Source organism: Salisaeta longa DSM 21114 (assembly GCF_000419585.1).
Classification (GTDB): domain Bacteria; phylum Bacteroidota; class Rhodothermia; order Rhodothermales; family Salinibacteraceae; genus Salisaeta; species Salisaeta longa.
In genome coordinates this window covers 136045-150248 of the sequence record NZ_ATTH01000001.1, presented here as the reverse complement: position 1 = coordinate 150248, position 14204 = coordinate 136045, and the positions used below count along the sequence as shown (strand labels likewise).

The window sequence follows — 14204 nt, the reverse complement described above, 5'->3', positions numbered from 1 at the left end:
GGGTTATGCGGGAGATAACGGTGCAGGGTGTGCTCTAGGTTGCGCGCCGGGTGCCCAAACGGTCCCCGATTGCCGAGCGAGCGCACGCATGATGGTAGCATGCCAGGCATCCACCCGTTTGATGTTCTTTGCATCCGTCGGGGGATGAAGCGCGGGCCCGATGTGAAGACTAAGGGGCTCACGCTCAGCAATGGGCTGGGCGGGATCGGCATGGTACGGAAACTGCACCCCCACCGGAAGCACCGGCACCTGCGTAATCAGCGACAACCGCGCGGCCCCACGCTGCCCGCGCAGCAGCCGGCGAGGGTGCCGGTTTATCGTACCCTCAACGAAGCATCCAACGGGGGTGCCACGCTGCAAACATTGCCGCGCCGCGGCGAAGCCCGTAGGCGGCGGCGCAATCCAGCGGCGTAGCGGTGTGAGCCAGCGCGGGCGGGCCGGCTTGCGCGTGACGGGAATGACGCGGGCGCTCCTGTACAGCGCATAGACCGGCGGCACAAGCATAAAATTCCAATCGGCCAAAAACCGGAGCACGCGGCCGCCCCGGAGCCACGCCAACAACGCCGGTACAAGAAACGCCTCGGTACGCTGGCTATGGTTTAGCACGGCCACAAATGGACCCTCCAGGCGCCGCAGCCGCTCGCCGCCTATCACGCCTTCCACGCGATGCCCCAACGCCAGCAGTGTGGCCCGAATGACCCAGCGGGTAGGACGCTTGGCGGGAGGATGCGCAAACGAATCCTTGAGCAACGAGCGAGCCGATAGCATGCCCGGCTATTTTGGGCTTTGATGGAAAGACGTTATGACATCAAATATGCCACAACGCGCCCTGCGATGTTTAGCGAAAGCATTATCCTCCCGTTGCGATTGCGTTGCGCAGCGATAAAGATTTGATTACCCACGTGGTAGCGCGCTTCGGTAGGTTTCAGCATACCCGTAGCCCGTTCTCCGTCCACACGCACGATGCCCGACCTGTCGCTTCCGTCGATCCTCCAGTGGATGCAAGCACACGCCGTCGCGCTCGTGTTTGTGTGGCTCGCACTCGAAAACGTGCTGTTTTTTGGCATTGTCATGCCTGGCCTTTCGGTGCTGATGGTTGCTGGAGTGCTGCTGTATACCGGCGATGTGTCGCCCCTCCCCATTCTCACGGCGGCCGTAGCCGGCACGTACCTGGGCGACAATCTGAATTTTGCCATCGGACGGTGGGGGCTTCGTCGGTGGCACTTTCTGCAGCGCGTCCTCGATGCAAACGATGACGTACGCTCTTTTATTGACCGGTATCCAATGTGGATCTACATTTTCTTTCATTTCCCTGTGTACCTGCGCTCGGCCTTTCCACTCACGCTTGGCGCCATGCGATATCCCGTGCACCGCTGGCTGCTCATTGACGGCTTGGCCGCTCCGCTATTTGTCGGCGCTTTTGTTGGGCTAGGCTATGGATTGGCCTCCGTCCTGCTCGGGCAGCGCACGCTGCTAGGCGCTCTGCACGAAATTACGCAGTGGGGCAATGCGGTGGCCCTTACCGGATCGCTCGTGTTCGCGTATGGCACGTACCGCTTCCTCCGCATCCTGTGGCGCGCCGCGCGGCATCCAACGACTGATGGCTCCTCCTGACCGATAGCCATGCCTGACCAATAGCTAGGAGCGATGCGCCGTGTCTTTTTCTATTCGTCCGATCGGACGGTCTGCGCGTCTAGCGACTTCACGCAATGGCTTGGCGGAGGGCCGCAGCGTCATCCTCGGGCACCGACGGGTTGATGTGCACGCCCGTGGCCCGCTCGAAGCCCGCGTTCACCGACAGGCGCGGCACAATGCGCAGGCTCCAGTGCAGATGAGGACGGGCCATTCCATCTAAAGCCGAGCGGAGATAAAAATTGTACGCAGGCGCGCCGAACGCCCGGCGCAGCGCCTGCAGGCTACGCTGTAGGGCATCGGCAAGGGCCAATTGCGTCGCCGTGTCCATCTGGTGGGCAACAGACTGATGCGTGCGCGGCACAATCCACAGTAAGGCCGGGGTGTGGGCCGCGTAGGGGACGAACACCGCCATCTTGTCGTTGGTGTACACCACGCGTGCTTCGGACGCATACGCACTTGTGAGCATCGCACAGTACGGACACTCGCCGATGGTGCGGTGGTGCCGCCCGGCCATCGCCTCCTCCCGCTCTACCTGCGGCGGGCGCAGCGCCGTGGCAATGAGCTGGCTGTGCGGATGCGCAAGCGAAGCCCCGGCTGCGCCGCCGTAGTTGCGGAAAAGAAACGGCACGAAGTCGGTTGACGCCCGCACGGAGCGAAGGCGTGCCACGTAGGTTGCCACCACCGCCTCAACGTGAGCGATCGGCAGGGTGGCCAGCGCCTGATGGTGGTGCGGCGTCTCGATGATGACCTCCTGGCGCCCGCGCCCGCCCCGCGCCGCAAACCCGTTGGGCGCCGGCGGATCGGAAGCATCGGGCACAAACGCCGGAAATTTGTTGGGCACCGTGCGCGTGGCCCACGGCCCGTCCCCCGGATGGGCCCGCTGGGCAATCACCTGCGGCAACTGCGCTTCGTGTCCCACGCAAAACGGACAGCCTTCCACCGGCCCCTCGGCTGCATTCGACGGCTCGTCTTCCGCGAAGGTCGTCTGTTTGGGGCGCGCGCTGCGGCGGGGCGCGCAAGCCACCCACCGTTTGGTGATTGGGTCTTGCCGAAGGACGTGCGAAGCGGCCATAACAAACGTAACGATTTCTCTGGACACGTGGGTACGTGCAACGGCATCGGTACGCACAGGCTCCCTAGGCGGTCTTCACTGGACGTTTGAAGCACGCGCTGGAACAGCCCTTCGAAAGGGCCTGTATAGCTGACTGAAGTTATTATCACTCACCACTGACGAGTGATAACAGACCAGAAACGACGCATCCAATTGCTTTCCTGAACAAGACGGAGGGATCATTATGGCAAGCCTCAAGCCGCTTGGCGACCGCGTGGTCGTGGAGCCCAAACCTGCTGAAGAGAAGACCGAGAGCGGGCTCTACATCCCCGACTCGGCCAAAGAGAAGCCGCAGAAAGGCACGGTGGTCGCGATTGGCCCGGGCCGCGTAGAAAACGGCAACCGCATCGACATGACCGTGGACGAGGGCGATGAAGTTCTCTACGGCAAGTACGCGGGCACCGAAGTAACGCTTGACGGCAAAGACTTTCTCATCATGCGTGAGAACGACATCTTTGGCGTCGTCAACGACTAAGTACCCCGCCGCAGCGCGCTCCGTTGCGGCATTGCTGCATTGCAACCTCTCATTACATTCCATCACAAGCGCAGTCAAGTAACCTATGGCTAAGCAGATTGTGTTTGACGCGGAAGCGCGCAACGCCCTCAAGGAGGGTGTCGACAAACTCGCGCGTGCCGTGAAAGTGACGCTGGGCCCGAAAGGCCGCAACGTCATCCTCGAGAAATCCTTCGGCGCGCCCACCGTCACCAAAGACGGCGTTTCCGTTGCGAAAGAGATTGAGCTGAACAACAAGCTCCAGAACGTAGGCGCCCAAATGGTGAAGGAGGTCGCTTCGAAGACCTCCGACGTGGCCGGCGACGGCACCACCACCGCCACGGTGCTCGCCCAGGCCATCATCAACCAGGGCCTGAAGAGCGTCACCGCTGGCGCCAATCCCATGGACATCAAGCGTGGCATCGACCACGCCGTGGAGGCCATTGTGGCTGACCTCCACAACCAGAGCAACAACGTCGAGGGCAAGAAGGAAATTGCCCAGGTGGCCACGATCTCGGCCAACAACGACGACGAGATTGGCGACCTGATCGCCGACGCGTTCGACCGCGTGGGCAAGGACGGCGTCATTACCGTGGAAGAAGCCCGCGGCATCGAGACGCACCTCGACGTCGTGGAAGGCATGCAGTTCGACCGCGGCTACCTCTCGCCGTACTTCGTGACCGACTCCGACAACATGGAAGCGGTCCTCGAAGATGCGTATGTGCTGATCTACGACGACAAGATCAGCAACATGAAGGACCTGCTGCCGGTGCTTGAGAAGGTATCGCAGTCCGGTCAGCCGCTGCTCATCATTGCGGAAAACATTGAGGGCGAGGCGCTGGCCACGCTCGTGGTGAACAAGCTGCGCGGCACGCTCAAGGTCGCGGCCGTGAAGGCCCCCGGCTTCGGCGACCGTCGCAAGGCCATGCTCGAAGACATCGCCGTGCTCACCGGCGGCACCGTCATCAGCGAGGAGAAGGGCTACCGCCTGGAGAACGCCACCCTNGNNNACCTCGGCCANGCCAACCGTGTCANNATCGACAANGACACCACNACGGTNGTGGACGGTGCAGGCGANCANGAGCAGATCAACGCNCGNGTCAACCAGATCCGTCAGCAGATCGAAAGCTCCACGAGCGACTACGACCGCGAGAAGCTCGAAGAGCGCGTCGCGAAGCTCGCCGGCGGCGTTGCCGTGCTGAAGGTTGGCGCGGCCACCGAGCCGGAGATGAAGGAGAAGAAGGCGCGCGTGGAAGACGCCCTGCACGCCACGCGGGCCGCGGTGGCCGAAGGCGTGCTGCCGGGCGGCGGCGTGGCCTACCTGCGGGCGCTGCACACGCTCGATGATCTCTCGGTGGAGAACGAAGACCAGGAGATCGGCATCAGCATCATTCGCCGGGCGCTCGAAGAGCCGCTGCGCCAGATTGCCTCAAACGCCGGGCTGGAAGGCTCGATTGTGGTGCAGAAGGTGAAGGACGGCGAGGGCGACTTCGGCTTCAACGCGCGGACGGAGACGTACGGCGCGCTGCTGGAGGAAGGCGTGCTCGACCCGACGAAGGTCACGCGCTCCGCGCTTGAGAATGCAGGCTCGGTTGCCAGCTTGCTGCTTACCACCGAATCCGTAATCGCGGATCGTCAGAGCGACGACGATGACGACGAAGGCGGTCCGGCCGGTGGCGGTGGCGGCGGTATGCCAGCCGGCATGGGCGGAATGGGCGGCATGGGAGGCATGGGCGGCATGATGTAAGCCCCCGGCCATCCCTGAGGCCCTTTGCCTCGGATGCACGACCAAGCGGCTGCTTCGCATTGCGCGAGGCAGCCGCTTTTTTTGTTACGCCCTGCAGGGCTTCTCCACCAGCCTATCGTATACCAATTCTCTTGATTTGTAGCACATTACGACGTGGATTCCAGAGAAGAGACCATGGAGGATCGACCGTTTTCATGCGCCAACGTGCAGGAATGAGGGCATGCAGGGATTCTAAGTTGTGTGTGAACGGAAACTCGATTTGCAAGAAAATGAGCGCGGCCTTGAGAGCCTTTTCCGCGGCTTGTTGAGCAAGCCACGCTGGATGACGCGGCACCGTGCCTGCACGTTGGACTTGTCGCTCGGCTTCCCGCAGATCCTCCCACGCAAACCGTTGCCAGCGTCGGACTTCCTGCAGTAACGCGTCGTTCATTCGGCCTCTGCTCGTTCGTACACCGTGCTGCCGTCCTTTAAGGCTTCACGCAGTACAGTTCCAATGATCCAGCCGCGCCGCTTAATCTCATCTGGTGTCGTAACCACCACGTCGTTGGGCACAGCGAGGTCGGCCAGTTCGTGACGCATCGCAATAGCGGCTTCGCGCGTGTTATCAACCGACGGCAGCACAACAAGTATGTCTAGGTCACTCCCTGGACGGGCCTCGCCACGGGCGTACGACCCAAAAACAACGATGCGCAGCGGATCGAAGGCTTCCACCAATCGACGAACGACCTCGCGAACGTGAGTGGCCGTCGGTGAGGGGAAGTTCTCTCCTAACGGCGTCCGGACGGTTTCATCCATCGCTTTTCATGAATGCACGCGTGTAAGAAGCTGCTTGGCCATACTATTTGCACGCCTCGAAGTTTGACAACTGCTAAGGGCCTTCCCCTGAAGGGATAACGTGGTACGGCATATTGATGAACTGAACTCCTCGTGTGGCGATTCAGTTTGTTTGTACTGCATCGCTCTTCTTTGCGTCACGCAAGAGTCCTCCACCAGACACGGAGTCCACTACCAAACAGGCGCTTAACGCGGGAGGTGTACGGCAGAAAAGATAGCAGGGGCCAAACAGCAAAAAGCCAAGTGCCCGTTTTCACAAGCACTTGGCCGCTGTATGTTGTGCTCCCCGGGCTGGATTTGAACCAGCAACCCTCTGGTTAACAGCCAGATGCTCTACCGTTGAGCTACCGAGGAATGTCCGCTGCCCAAACGACCGATGGCCGTCAGGCAACGGGTTCTATGGTACGTACCACGCGGGGTTCCGTCAAGGGCTTGACGCACTCTTCAACAGCGCCGCCCTCATTCGGCATCGCCCGCTTGCCACGTGTTGTTGCCGCGATCCACATCCGGCAGATAGCCGTTCGGGTCGATGGTAACGGCCTGCACGGTCTTGCCAGTGGTGACGGCCACCTCAGCGGTGCGCGCGCCCTTCAGCCACGTGGTCACCGGCACCCGCCGCGTCTCGGACGACCCGTCGGCGTAGGTGATTTCGAGAAGCACAGGCATCGGAAAGAGGCCATCGTCGGCAAGGGCAATGACGGCTCCGGTATCCGTCGGCTCCACCGACGCCACCGCCTGATCCAGCGTCCACGTCTCGTAAAAGGCGCTGCGCCAGAACCAGTCCAATTCGCGGCCCGCGACATCCTCAAACGTATTGAAAAGGTCATAGGGCGTCGGGTGCTTATAGGCCCACCGGTCCGCAAACGTTTGATACGCCTCGAAGAACACCTCCGGACCCAGCACGCCGCGCAGGGCATGCAGCATCAGCGCCGGCTTGCCGTACGAGGCCAAAATGCGCGCCGGACCGTCCACCGGGTAGCGGTCGGCATGCCGCATCGACGGCACCTCGATGCCCGCCCCCGCAAAACGATAGTAGTACTGCTCCGACGGGTCCCACGGCTGCGCGTCCTCCCAATAATCGGCCCTGCCCTCGGCTTCGTTGAAGGTGGCCGTGCCTTCGTCAATCCAGGCATACCGCTTTTCGTTGGTTCCCACAATCATCGGAAACCACATGTGGCTGATTTCATGATACGTCACCCCAAACAGCCCCTGTGGCGACGACGCTCCGCCAATGATTGTAATCATGGGGTACTCCATACCGCCCCCCACAATGCCTTCTACGGCTGTCATGTGCGGATACGGGTAGGGATATACCATGTCGGACAGGTGCTCGATGGAGAACCGTGCGTAGTCGGCGGCCTCCTGCCAGAGCCGGCGATCCGGGCGGTACAGCGCATGGATCATGGACGTACGCGTTGCCTCATCCGTTGGGATGGTCGCGTGCGTCGCGTCCCACACGTAGCGATCGGATGCCCCGAAGGCAAAGTCGCGTACGTCCTGTGCGGTAAAGTGCCACGTCAGCGAGTCGTTTGCGGCGTCTACCGTCGCGCGGCCGCGCTCATCGGCGGCTACAATGGTCACGGTGCTGTCGGCCACGCGGGCCCGTTCTAAGCGCGCCTGCGTTTCGGGCGTCAGCACGGCGTCAGCGTTTTCGAGCGTGCCGGTGGCCCCCACCAGAAAGTCTTCAGGGACGGTGACCGAGACGTCGTAGCGGCCGTAGCCCATGTAGAACTCACCGTCGCCCATGTACGGCTCGGCGGTCCATCCATTCACGTCGTCGTACACCGCGAACTGCGGGTACCAGTAGCCCAGGTAAAAGACCTCGCCATCCTGCCCCATGCGGAAGTTGCTCCCATCGGGGATGGGAAAGCGCCAGGCCACATCGAGCGCGAGCGAATCGCCCGGCATCAGCGGCGCCGAGGGGACGACAATCATGCGCGTGCCGTCAATCACGTAGCCCTGCCCCAGCCGGCGAAACTGCTGCTGGCTGGTGATCTGCTCCAACGGTGCCCCGCCCGCAGCAACGCGTTCAACGGTCATGCCTCCGGTAATTTGCGCCGGGCGGTTGCGGACGGCTCCTTCCTTGTAGATGTTCTGCCGCAGATGCAGCGCCACGCGGCGGAGGGTATCCGGCGAGTTGTTGTAGTAGCGCAACGTGCCGGTTGCTGTTAAGCGGGCCTCGGCCGGATGCAGCGTCACGTCGAGATTGTAGCGCGCGGTGTTCGTCCAGTAGTTCGCACCCGGCGCACCGGAACGCGTGCGCGTGCCGGCCTCGATGGCCGCTTCAAATGCCGGCGGATGGATGATCGGGTCCGGAACGGGGCGCTCGCCCGCCGGCTGGGCCCCTGCGGGAACGGCCCACATGCCTAAGATCAGCGCAAGCAATAAAGATCGGTACATACGGACGGTGTCAGGTTTGGAGAAGAACGCGCCGGGCTGTACGGCATGCGCAGGGCGCAAGATCCGATTGATGGTGCATTGGCGGGTGCATAGACGCCGTCAGTGATTACAATAGAACGGTACAGAACGTGCCGCTGCGCACACACCAAAAGTTAGCGCCAGAAAAGCGTGATGTATCGGTCCAACGGTCCGCCACTAGGCAGTTCATCGCCCAGCAGTAGGGGTACATTGTTCGCTGATCCACTGTGCGGAGCACTGTCCACCGATGGCCCAACGACCCTCCTCATACATGGTGCAGCTCGATGGGCTGCGCGCTGTTGGCGCGTTGCTCGTTATGGCTGCGCACTGGTTTCACATTCCGCAGCGCCTTTTTGATGGGGCCCTGGTATATCTGGGCCGCGTGGGCGTGCTGCCGTTTTTTGTCCTGAGCGGCTTCCTCATTACCATGGTGCTGCTGCGGGTACGGGCAAAAGCCGAGGCCCAAGGCATCGGGCGGCGGTACGTATTGCGGACCTTTTACGTGCGACGCGTGCTGCGCATTGTGCCGCTGTACTACGCCGCGCTCGCCCTGGGCGCCCTGGCCGGCCTTCCCCAAATCACGAGCTACTGGCCGTGGCATCTCACCTACCTCTCGAATGTGCTGTTCAGTGCCGAGGGGATGTGGCCCGCATACGTGGCCCACTTTTGGTCGCTGAGCGTCGAGGAGCAGTTTTATCTTGTGTGGCCCCTCATCGTACTCTTTGCCCCACGGCGCTTGCTCGTTCCCCTCACGCTGGGCGCTATGGCCCTTGCACCGCTCTTTCGCGGATGGTGGGTGTGGAGCGGCGGGTCGCCCATTGCCGCCATTGTGTTGCCGGTGGGGCTGCTTGACACCTTGGGGATTGGGGCGCTGCTCGCCATTCTCATGGACCAGGGGCGGCAGTCCCGTGCCGTTCTCTTGCGCGCGCTGCGGTGGGGCACCGGGATTGGCTTGGGCGGGCTGGTGGGCCTGCACGTGGGGCTGGCATACGACGTGCTGCCTACGTCGTCATGGACGCTTACCGACACGCTGCTGGCGCCCGCATTGGCTGCCATCGTGGCCGCTGGGGCCCAAGGCTTTCGGGGGCGCACCGGCCGTCTCCTCAGCTGGGGCCCGCTCGTGTACCTGGGGCGCATCAGCTACGGACTGTACGTCTTTCACCTGTTAGCTATGGGCCTCGTGGATCGCGGGCTGGCGTGGATGGGCTGGGCCGACGCCTTCGCCGCCTGGCCGCTCGCTGCGCAAGCGGCCTGCTGGTTTATCGTTACCGTGGGCCTGAGCGCGGGCTGCTGGCACACGTTTGAGGCGCGCCTGCACCGCCTCAAGCGCTACGTCCCCTACATTCCATCTGCTGCCGCGGCATCTGCGAAATCGTCCGCCCCCGCCGCAACCCCGCGGGTACCGGCCTCGGCATAGCGCGGCACGCGCCGGAACCCCACGCGCCGATGTTCGTGCACGGCCACGATCTGTTCCCGGTTGCACATCTCCAAGCGCCACGATGGGCCTGTAGCTCAGTTGGTTAGAGCAGTCGACTCATAATCGATCGGTCGCAGGTTCAAGTCCTGCCAGGCCCACACTCCTTCCCTGTAAGTCATTGAAGGGTTTGGACTTACGAATACAGGGGAAGAACGAGGATAGAACAATCTTTCACTTCCGGGCGCTTTCGGGCGGTTCCGTGTGATTCTTCACACGGACAGCATACGGATTGCATGACCACCGACGACGTACGCCACCAGCTTCAGCAGCACGGATGCTGCAAGGCACGATGCCGCAGCGGCGCAACAACTGCTTCCATGCCAACGCGCTGGATGCTCCGTCCGAGCGCTGCCCGCCTTGCCCCGCAGGCTACAGCGCGTCAATCAGCGCGGGCAACGTCTCATCGGCTGGGCCCTGCACGAAGGCGTCTACATGCGGCGTGAGCACCGTCTCGCCGGTGTTAAACTCCGCCAGGAACGCGCCGTGCTTCTGGGCCTGTAGCGGCAAGTGACTGGCCGGAGCCACCTCGGCGCTCGTGCCCACGCTCAGAAAGACATCGGCCGACTGTGCCGCCGCCTGCGCGGCTTCGAACGTCTCCATGGGCAGCCGCTCACCAAACCACACCACATCGGGCCGAATCAGGCCGCCGCACTGGGGGCACTGCGCTGGTGCCTCGGCGGCTAGGGCGTCGTCGAGCACCGCAGGAGCCACCTCATGCCCACAATCGATGCAGTAGTTGCGCTGCAAGTTGCCATGTAGCTCCAGCACGTGGGTGCTTCCGGCCTCCTGATGCAGGTTGTCGACGTTCTGCGTGATGAGCGTACACGTAGGTACGATCGATTCAAGCGCCGCCAGCGCGCGATGGCCCGCGTTGGGTCCGGCCTCGTGCACCACCTGCTGCCGGTGGCGATACCACTGCTGCACGCGCTCGGGGTTTTGGAGAAACGCATCTACGTTCGCCAGCTCCTGAGCGCTAAACTGCTCCCACAGCCCGTCCGGGTCGCGAAAGGTGGAAATGCCGCTCGCGGCACTAATGCCGGCACCGGTAAGCACCGCTACGGCATCGGCCGAGCGCAGGACGTCTACAAGGGCGTTAGTCATGGGCGGATGAGGGTTTGGGGGAAACAGACGTCGAGGCATCCACCGACTGGGTGCGGCTTTCTACGCCACTCAGCGCGGCCCGCGTTTCTTGTAGCGCGGTCTCATGATCGTGCGCGGACGGCTGAGCGCCCGCAAACTTGACGAGGTCCGATAGTTCGAGGACCGCCCGCAGCCGTAGGGCGGCCCGGCGCGGCACCTCGGGGTGGGCCTGCAGCGCGTCTACGACCTCTCGCGTGGTGCGTTCTCGGGTGCGCACGGCCAGGCGCTGTGCAACATAGGTGCGAATGAGAGCGGCCAGTTCGTCGTAGAAGCCGTCCACCGTGTCGGCGGCTATGTCGGCGGGATAGGCTGCTTCCAACTGATGCAGGCGCTGCAGGGCGCGTTCGTAGGGCGTGCGTGAACGCGACGGCGCCGCCACAGCCCTGCGTGTCGGTGGTGTGGACGTGCGCTGCCAGTGGTACCACAATCCGCCGGCAACGGCTACTACGCCCAGCGCAAGCAAGGCCCAAGGCCACAGCGGCCTCGGAAAGGCCGCCGGCCCCGTCATGCCTCGCAGGTTCCGTTCGTTGGGGCCCACGGTGCGCCGCACCGGCACGGTAACGGCCTCGGTGTACCGGGTGGTGGTGTCGCCGTTTGCAATGATGCGCACGGGCAACCGCGGCACGCGGGCCGCGTCGAGGGCAAAGGTGGCCAGGGTATAGCGCGCGCTGTCGATGCGCACCCCCGGCTGTTGCCTTCCGCCATAGGCCCGGCCGCCTGCGCTGCGCGCCAGCACCACCGGCTCCCCAAACGACGCATCGGCAGTATCGGGAAAATGGACGGTGGCGCCAAACCCAACCTGTGCGCGCACCACCAGCTCGAAGCGCTCGCCCACACGCACGCTATCGGCAAGCGGATAGGCCTGCACCGTCGACGGGCGCGCCGATTGGGCGTGCACGTCCATCGGCTGCATCAGCGCAGCGCCCGCCCCCAGAAGCACGGCCAGCCCCCACCGAACGACGTCTCTCATCATGCGGCCTGCGAGCGGGTCCGAAAGAACGTAGCGAGGGGCGGAATGGGATCGTTGTGGATGTTGAGCGCAACGTACCCGGCGCCCGCAGCTTGTGCCGAGCGGGCAACGCGCTCATGGCGCGCCTCGGCGTGCGCTTGGTACGCCGCCCGCACCGACGCGCTGTTCGTGTCAACCGTCACGGTCGCCCCGGTCTCTGCATCTTCGATGTCCAGCAGCCCCACCGCCGGCAGCTCGTGCTCGCGCGGGTCGTACAGATGCACCGCCACCACGTCATGACGCCGGGCGAGCAGGCGCAGGGCGCGCTGGTAGCCGTCGTCTAGAAAGTCGCTCACCACAATGACGATGGCCCGGCGGCGCAACAGGCGCTGCGTGCGCGTGAGGGCGGCGGCAATGTCGGTGCGCTCCTGCGCGGGCGTCGCGGTGAACAGCTCGCGGATCAGCCGCAACGTGTGGCGGCGCCCCTTCCGCGGCGGCACAAACCCCTCCAGCTGATCCGAGAACAGAAGCAGCCCCACCTTGTCGTTGTTCATTACGGCGCTGAAGGCCATCACGGCGCTCACCTCGGCCGCCACGTCGCGCTTGGCCTTTGCGCCCGACCCAAATCGCCCGCTGCTCGACACGTCCACCGCCAGCAGCACCGTCTGTTCGCGCTCCTCCTCATAGATTTTGACGTACGTCTCGCCCATGCGAGCCGACACGTTCCAGTCGATGCGACGCACGTCGTCGCCCACTTGGTAGGGCCGCACTTCCGCAAATTCGATGCCTTGCCCCTTAAAAGCGGAGGTGTACGCGCCGCTAAACACATTTTGCACCGCGCCGCGCGTGCGGATCTCCAGCTGGCGAACCTTCCGAAACAGCTCCTCGTCGATCATGACGCCGCGGCTCGCTTAGGTAGACAGTGCCTTTTCCTGCTTACGCTGCACGTAGCGTGCCACGTAAATGGACACCTCATACAGGAAGAGCAGCGGCATCCCTACGATAACCTGCGATACCGGATCGGGCGGCGTGAGGAAGGCAGCCAACACCAAAATGACCACCAGCGCGTGCCGGCGATACGTGCGCATCATTTCCGGCGTGATGATGCCCACCTTGGCCAGGAAGTAGACCACCACGGGCAACTCAAAGAGCAAGCCGGTTCCCACCGTCCAGTACGTCACCATCGTGAAGTACGTGATGATGTCGAACTGGTTGATGATTTGATCTGACAGCTGGTAACCCGCAAAGAATTGAAGCGCCAGCGGCGTGAGGATGAGGTAGCCGAACGCCGTGCCCAGCAGGAAGAAAAAGGTGGCGAAGGCCGAGGCAAAGCGCATGCCCGAGCGCTCCTCGGGGTAGAGCGCCGGCTCGATGAAGCGCCACAGGAAATAGACGAGCACCGGCGACCCGATGATGATCCCAACGATTACGATGGTGCCCAGGTCGGCAAAGAACTGGCCCGTGATGGTGCGGTTGAGGAGGTCCAGCTCGCGGGCGTTGATGCCCAGCACATCGTACATGAAAAAGCTGGGGCGCGTGGGGCCAATCAGCAGGGTGTTTACGATCCAGTTGCTGAAGAACGCCGCCACGACTACGGCCACCATAATGCCGAGTCCGCCCCACAGCAGCGACCAGCGAAGCTCTTCGAGGTGGTCCAAGAACGACATCACGGCCTCGTCGTCGGGCGCGGCGCCGTCGCCCGCGTGGGGCGGCTGGTCGGTTGTGGATGGTGGGGGAAACGTATCAGGCATCATCACGCATGATCTGCGAAAACTACAGCACAAGCAACAGCTACGCCGAGTCGGAACTGCTCGACCCGCTGTCGCGCAGGTTCAGGTCGAGCAGCGCATCCACCCACAGCCCTTCTTGTTCAATGCGCTGCTGCCCGTCGCTCCACGTAAAGTTGAACAGCGTGAGCATGCCACGTACGGTAAAGCCGGCGTGCCGGAGCTTGCTGAGGGCCTTGGCGGCGCTGCGCCCGCTGTTGATAATGTCATCGAGCAGCACGACGGGCTCGTCGGGCGAGATGGGGCCTTCCACCAGCCGGCGGCGGCCGTGCGACTTCCGCTCGTCACGAATCAAACCGCCCTTAAACGGCGGCGCGGATGGCACCGAGAGCACGGCACACACCAGCGGATGCGCCCCGAACCCGTAGCCCACTACCTGATGCACCTCACGCTCGCGCAGGCGCTCGGCCAGCACGTGGCCCACCTCGCTAAAGAGCGCGCCGTCGAGCATGGGCACGCGCGTATCCAGCAACCAGCCAATGGGCTGCCCTCGCGGATCGGTAATGAGTTCGTCCTCGCGACGGATGAGCGCCCGGTCGTAGAGCCGACGCCCCAGATCGACAAGATCTGCGTACGCCGACGCACTAAGTGAGCTGCGATCCATCGACGGCAT

General features: G+C 63.3%; 14 protein-coding genes and 2 tRNA genes. 5 read left to right on the top strand and 11 right to left on the bottom strand.

The window, feature by feature from the left end; translation table 11 throughout:
• Window positions 1-3: 3 nt before the first annotated feature.
• The gene (locus SALLO_RS14275; RefSeq protein ID WP_022834409.1) at window positions 4-768 is read right to left on the bottom strand and encodes a lysophospholipid acyltransferase family protein; all 765 of its coding nucleotides are present in this window, start codon (window positions 766-768) and stop codon (window positions 4-6) included.
• 195 nt (window positions 769-963) lie between these two features.
• Between SALLO_RS14275 and SALLO_RS0100670 the strand changes: the two genes are divergently transcribed.
• Window positions 964-1614: a DedA family protein gene (locus SALLO_RS0100670; RefSeq protein ID WP_022834408.1), complete on the top strand. Its 651-nt coding sequence runs from the start codon at window positions 964-966 to the stop codon at window positions 1612-1614.
• Between the two features lie 88 nt (window positions 1615-1702).
• Here SALLO_RS0100670 and SALLO_RS14270 read toward each other — a convergent pair whose 3' ends face one another.
• Complete coding sequence (locus SALLO_RS14270) at window positions 1703-2707, bottom strand: galactose-1-phosphate uridylyltransferase (protein ID WP_051141234.1); 1005 nt, start codon at window positions 2705-2707, stop codon at window positions 1703-1705.
• Window positions 2708-2930: 223 nt separating this feature from the next.
• On the opposite strand from SALLO_RS14270, the gene groES reads away from it, so the two are divergent.
• Entirely contained in the window at window positions 2931-3221 is a 291-nt protein-coding gene (gene groES / locus SALLO_RS0100660) for a co-chaperone GroES (protein ID WP_022834406.1), read from the top strand.
• 85 nt (window positions 3222-3306) lie between these two features.
• Window positions 3307-4986 (top strand): chaperonin GroEL, encoded by a 1680-nt coding sequence (gene groL, locus SALLO_RS0100655; protein ID WP_022834405.1) that lies wholly within the window; start codon window positions 3307-3309, stop codon window positions 4984-4986.
• A gap of 112 nt (window positions 4987-5098) precedes the next feature.
• Here the strand turns inward: groL and SALLO_RS18030 are convergent, their stop codons facing one another.
• The 4 genes from SALLO_RS18030 to SALLO_RS14260 form a co-directional block, all read right to left on the bottom strand.
• Window positions 5099-5416, bottom strand: a complete 318-nt coding sequence (locus SALLO_RS18030; RefSeq protein WP_084696079.1) for a HEPN domain-containing protein — start codon at window positions 5414-5416, stop codon at window positions 5099-5101.
• The gene (locus tag SALLO_RS14265) at window positions 5413-5781 is read right to left on the bottom strand and encodes a nucleotidyltransferase domain-containing protein (protein ID WP_051141233.1); all 369 of its coding nucleotides are present in this window, start codon (window positions 5779-5781) and stop codon (window positions 5413-5415) included. Before SALLO_RS14265 ends, SALLO_RS18030 begins: the two co-directional genes overlap by 4 nt.
• 321 nt (window positions 5782-6102) lie before the next feature.
• Window positions 6103-6174 (bottom strand) — tRNA-Asn (locus SALLO_RS0100645).
• A gap of 105 nt (window positions 6175-6279) precedes the next feature.
• Complete coding sequence (locus tag SALLO_RS14260; RefSeq protein WP_157621114.1) at window positions 6280-8220, bottom strand: M1 family metallopeptidase; 1941 nt, start codon at window positions 8218-8220, stop codon at window positions 6280-6282.
• Window positions 8221-8509: 289 nt separating this feature from the next.
• Here SALLO_RS14260 and SALLO_RS0100635 point away from each other — a divergent pair, with 289 nt between their 5' ends.
• Both SALLO_RS0100635 and SALLO_RS0100630 read left to right on the top strand, forming a co-directional pair.
• Complete coding sequence (locus tag SALLO_RS0100635) at window positions 8510-9655, top strand: acyltransferase family protein (protein WP_022834403.1); 1146 nt, start codon at window positions 8510-8512, stop codon at window positions 9653-9655.
• A gap of 84 nt (window positions 9656-9739) precedes the next feature.
• Window positions 9740-9813 (top strand) — tRNA-Ile (locus SALLO_RS0100630).
• 271 nt (window positions 9814-10084) lie between these two features.
• On the opposite strand, the gene SALLO_RS0100625 is transcribed toward SALLO_RS0100630, so the two are convergent.
• The 5 genes from SALLO_RS0100625 to SALLO_RS0100605 are packed head-to-tail and all read right to left on the bottom strand — an operon-like array spanning window position 10085 to window position 14195.
• Window positions 10085-10816: an SIR2 family NAD-dependent protein deacylase gene (locus tag SALLO_RS0100625; protein ID WP_022834402.1), complete on the bottom strand. Its 732-nt coding sequence runs from the start codon at window positions 10814-10816 to the stop codon at window positions 10085-10087.
• Window positions 10809-11828: a hypothetical protein gene (locus SALLO_RS14255; protein WP_157621111.1), complete on the bottom strand. Its 1020-nt coding sequence runs from the start codon at window positions 11826-11828 to the stop codon at window positions 10809-10811. Before SALLO_RS14255 ends, SALLO_RS0100625 begins: the two co-directional genes overlap by 8 nt.
• Window positions 11825-12700 (bottom strand): DUF58 domain-containing protein, encoded by an 876-nt coding sequence (locus SALLO_RS0100615; protein WP_022834400.1) that lies wholly within the window; start codon window positions 12698-12700, stop codon window positions 11825-11827. Before SALLO_RS0100615 ends, SALLO_RS14255 begins: the two co-directional genes overlap by 4 nt.
• A gap of 15 nt (window positions 12701-12715) precedes the next feature.
• Window positions 12716-13555 (bottom strand): twin-arginine translocase subunit TatC, encoded by an 840-nt coding sequence (tatC, locus tag SALLO_RS0100610; protein ID WP_028566742.1) that lies wholly within the window; start codon window positions 13553-13555, stop codon window positions 12716-12718.
• A gap of 40 nt (window positions 13556-13595) precedes the next feature.
• Complete coding sequence (locus tag SALLO_RS0100605; RefSeq protein ID WP_028566741.1) at window positions 13596-14195, bottom strand: orotate phosphoribosyltransferase; 600 nt, start codon at window positions 14193-14195, stop codon at window positions 13596-13598.
• Window positions 14196-14204: the final 9 nt, after the last annotated feature.

Coding starts and splice junctions, on each gene's coding strand:
- SALLO_RS14275 (WP_022834409.1), bottom strand. CDS start 768: ATGCTATCGGCTCGCTCGTTGCTCAAGGATTCGTTTGCGCATCCTCCC.
- SALLO_RS0100670 (WP_022834408.1), top strand. CDS start 964: ATGCCCGACCTGTCGCTTCCGTCGATCCTCCAGTGGATGCAAGCACAC.
- SALLO_RS14270 (WP_051141234.1), bottom strand. CDS start 2,707: ATGGCCGCTTCGCACGTCCTTCGGCAAGACCCAATCACCAAACGGTGG.
- groES (WP_022834406.1), top strand. CDS start 2,931: ATGGCAAGCCTCAAGCCGCTTGGCGACCGCGTGGTCGTGGAGCCCAAA.
- SALLO_RS18030 (WP_084696079.1), bottom strand. CDS start 5,416: ATGAACGACGCGTTACTGCAGGAAGTCCGACGCTGGCAACGGTTTGCG.
- SALLO_RS14265 (WP_051141233.1), bottom strand. CDS start 5,781: ATGGATGAAACCGTCCGGACGCCGTTAGGAGAGAACTTCCCCTCACCG.
- SALLO_RS14260 (WP_157621114.1), bottom strand. CDS start 8,220: ATGTACCGATCTTTATTGCTTGCGCTGATCTTAGGCATGTGGGCCGTT.
- SALLO_RS0100635 (WP_022834403.1), top strand. CDS start 8,510: ATGGTGCAGCTCGATGGGCTGCGCGCTGTTGGCGCGTTGCTCGTTATG.
- SALLO_RS0100625 (WP_022834402.1), bottom strand. CDS start 10,816: ATGACTAACGCCCTTGTAGACGTCCTGCGCTCGGCCGATGCCGTAGCG.
- SALLO_RS14255 (WP_157621111.1), bottom strand. CDS start 11,828: ATGATGAGAGACGTCGTTCGGTGGGGGCTGGCCGTGCTTCTGGGGGCG.
- SALLO_RS0100615 (WP_022834400.1), bottom strand. CDS start 12,700: ATGATCGACGAGGAGCTGTTTCGGAAGGTTCGCCAGCTGGAGATCCGC.
- tatC (WP_028566742.1), bottom strand. CDS start 13,555: ATGCCTGATACGTTTCCCCCACCATCCACAACCGACCAGCCGCCCCAC.
- SALLO_RS0100605 (WP_028566741.1), bottom strand. CDS start 14,195: ATGGATCGCAGCTCACTTAGTGCGTCGGCGTACGCAGATCTTGTCGAT.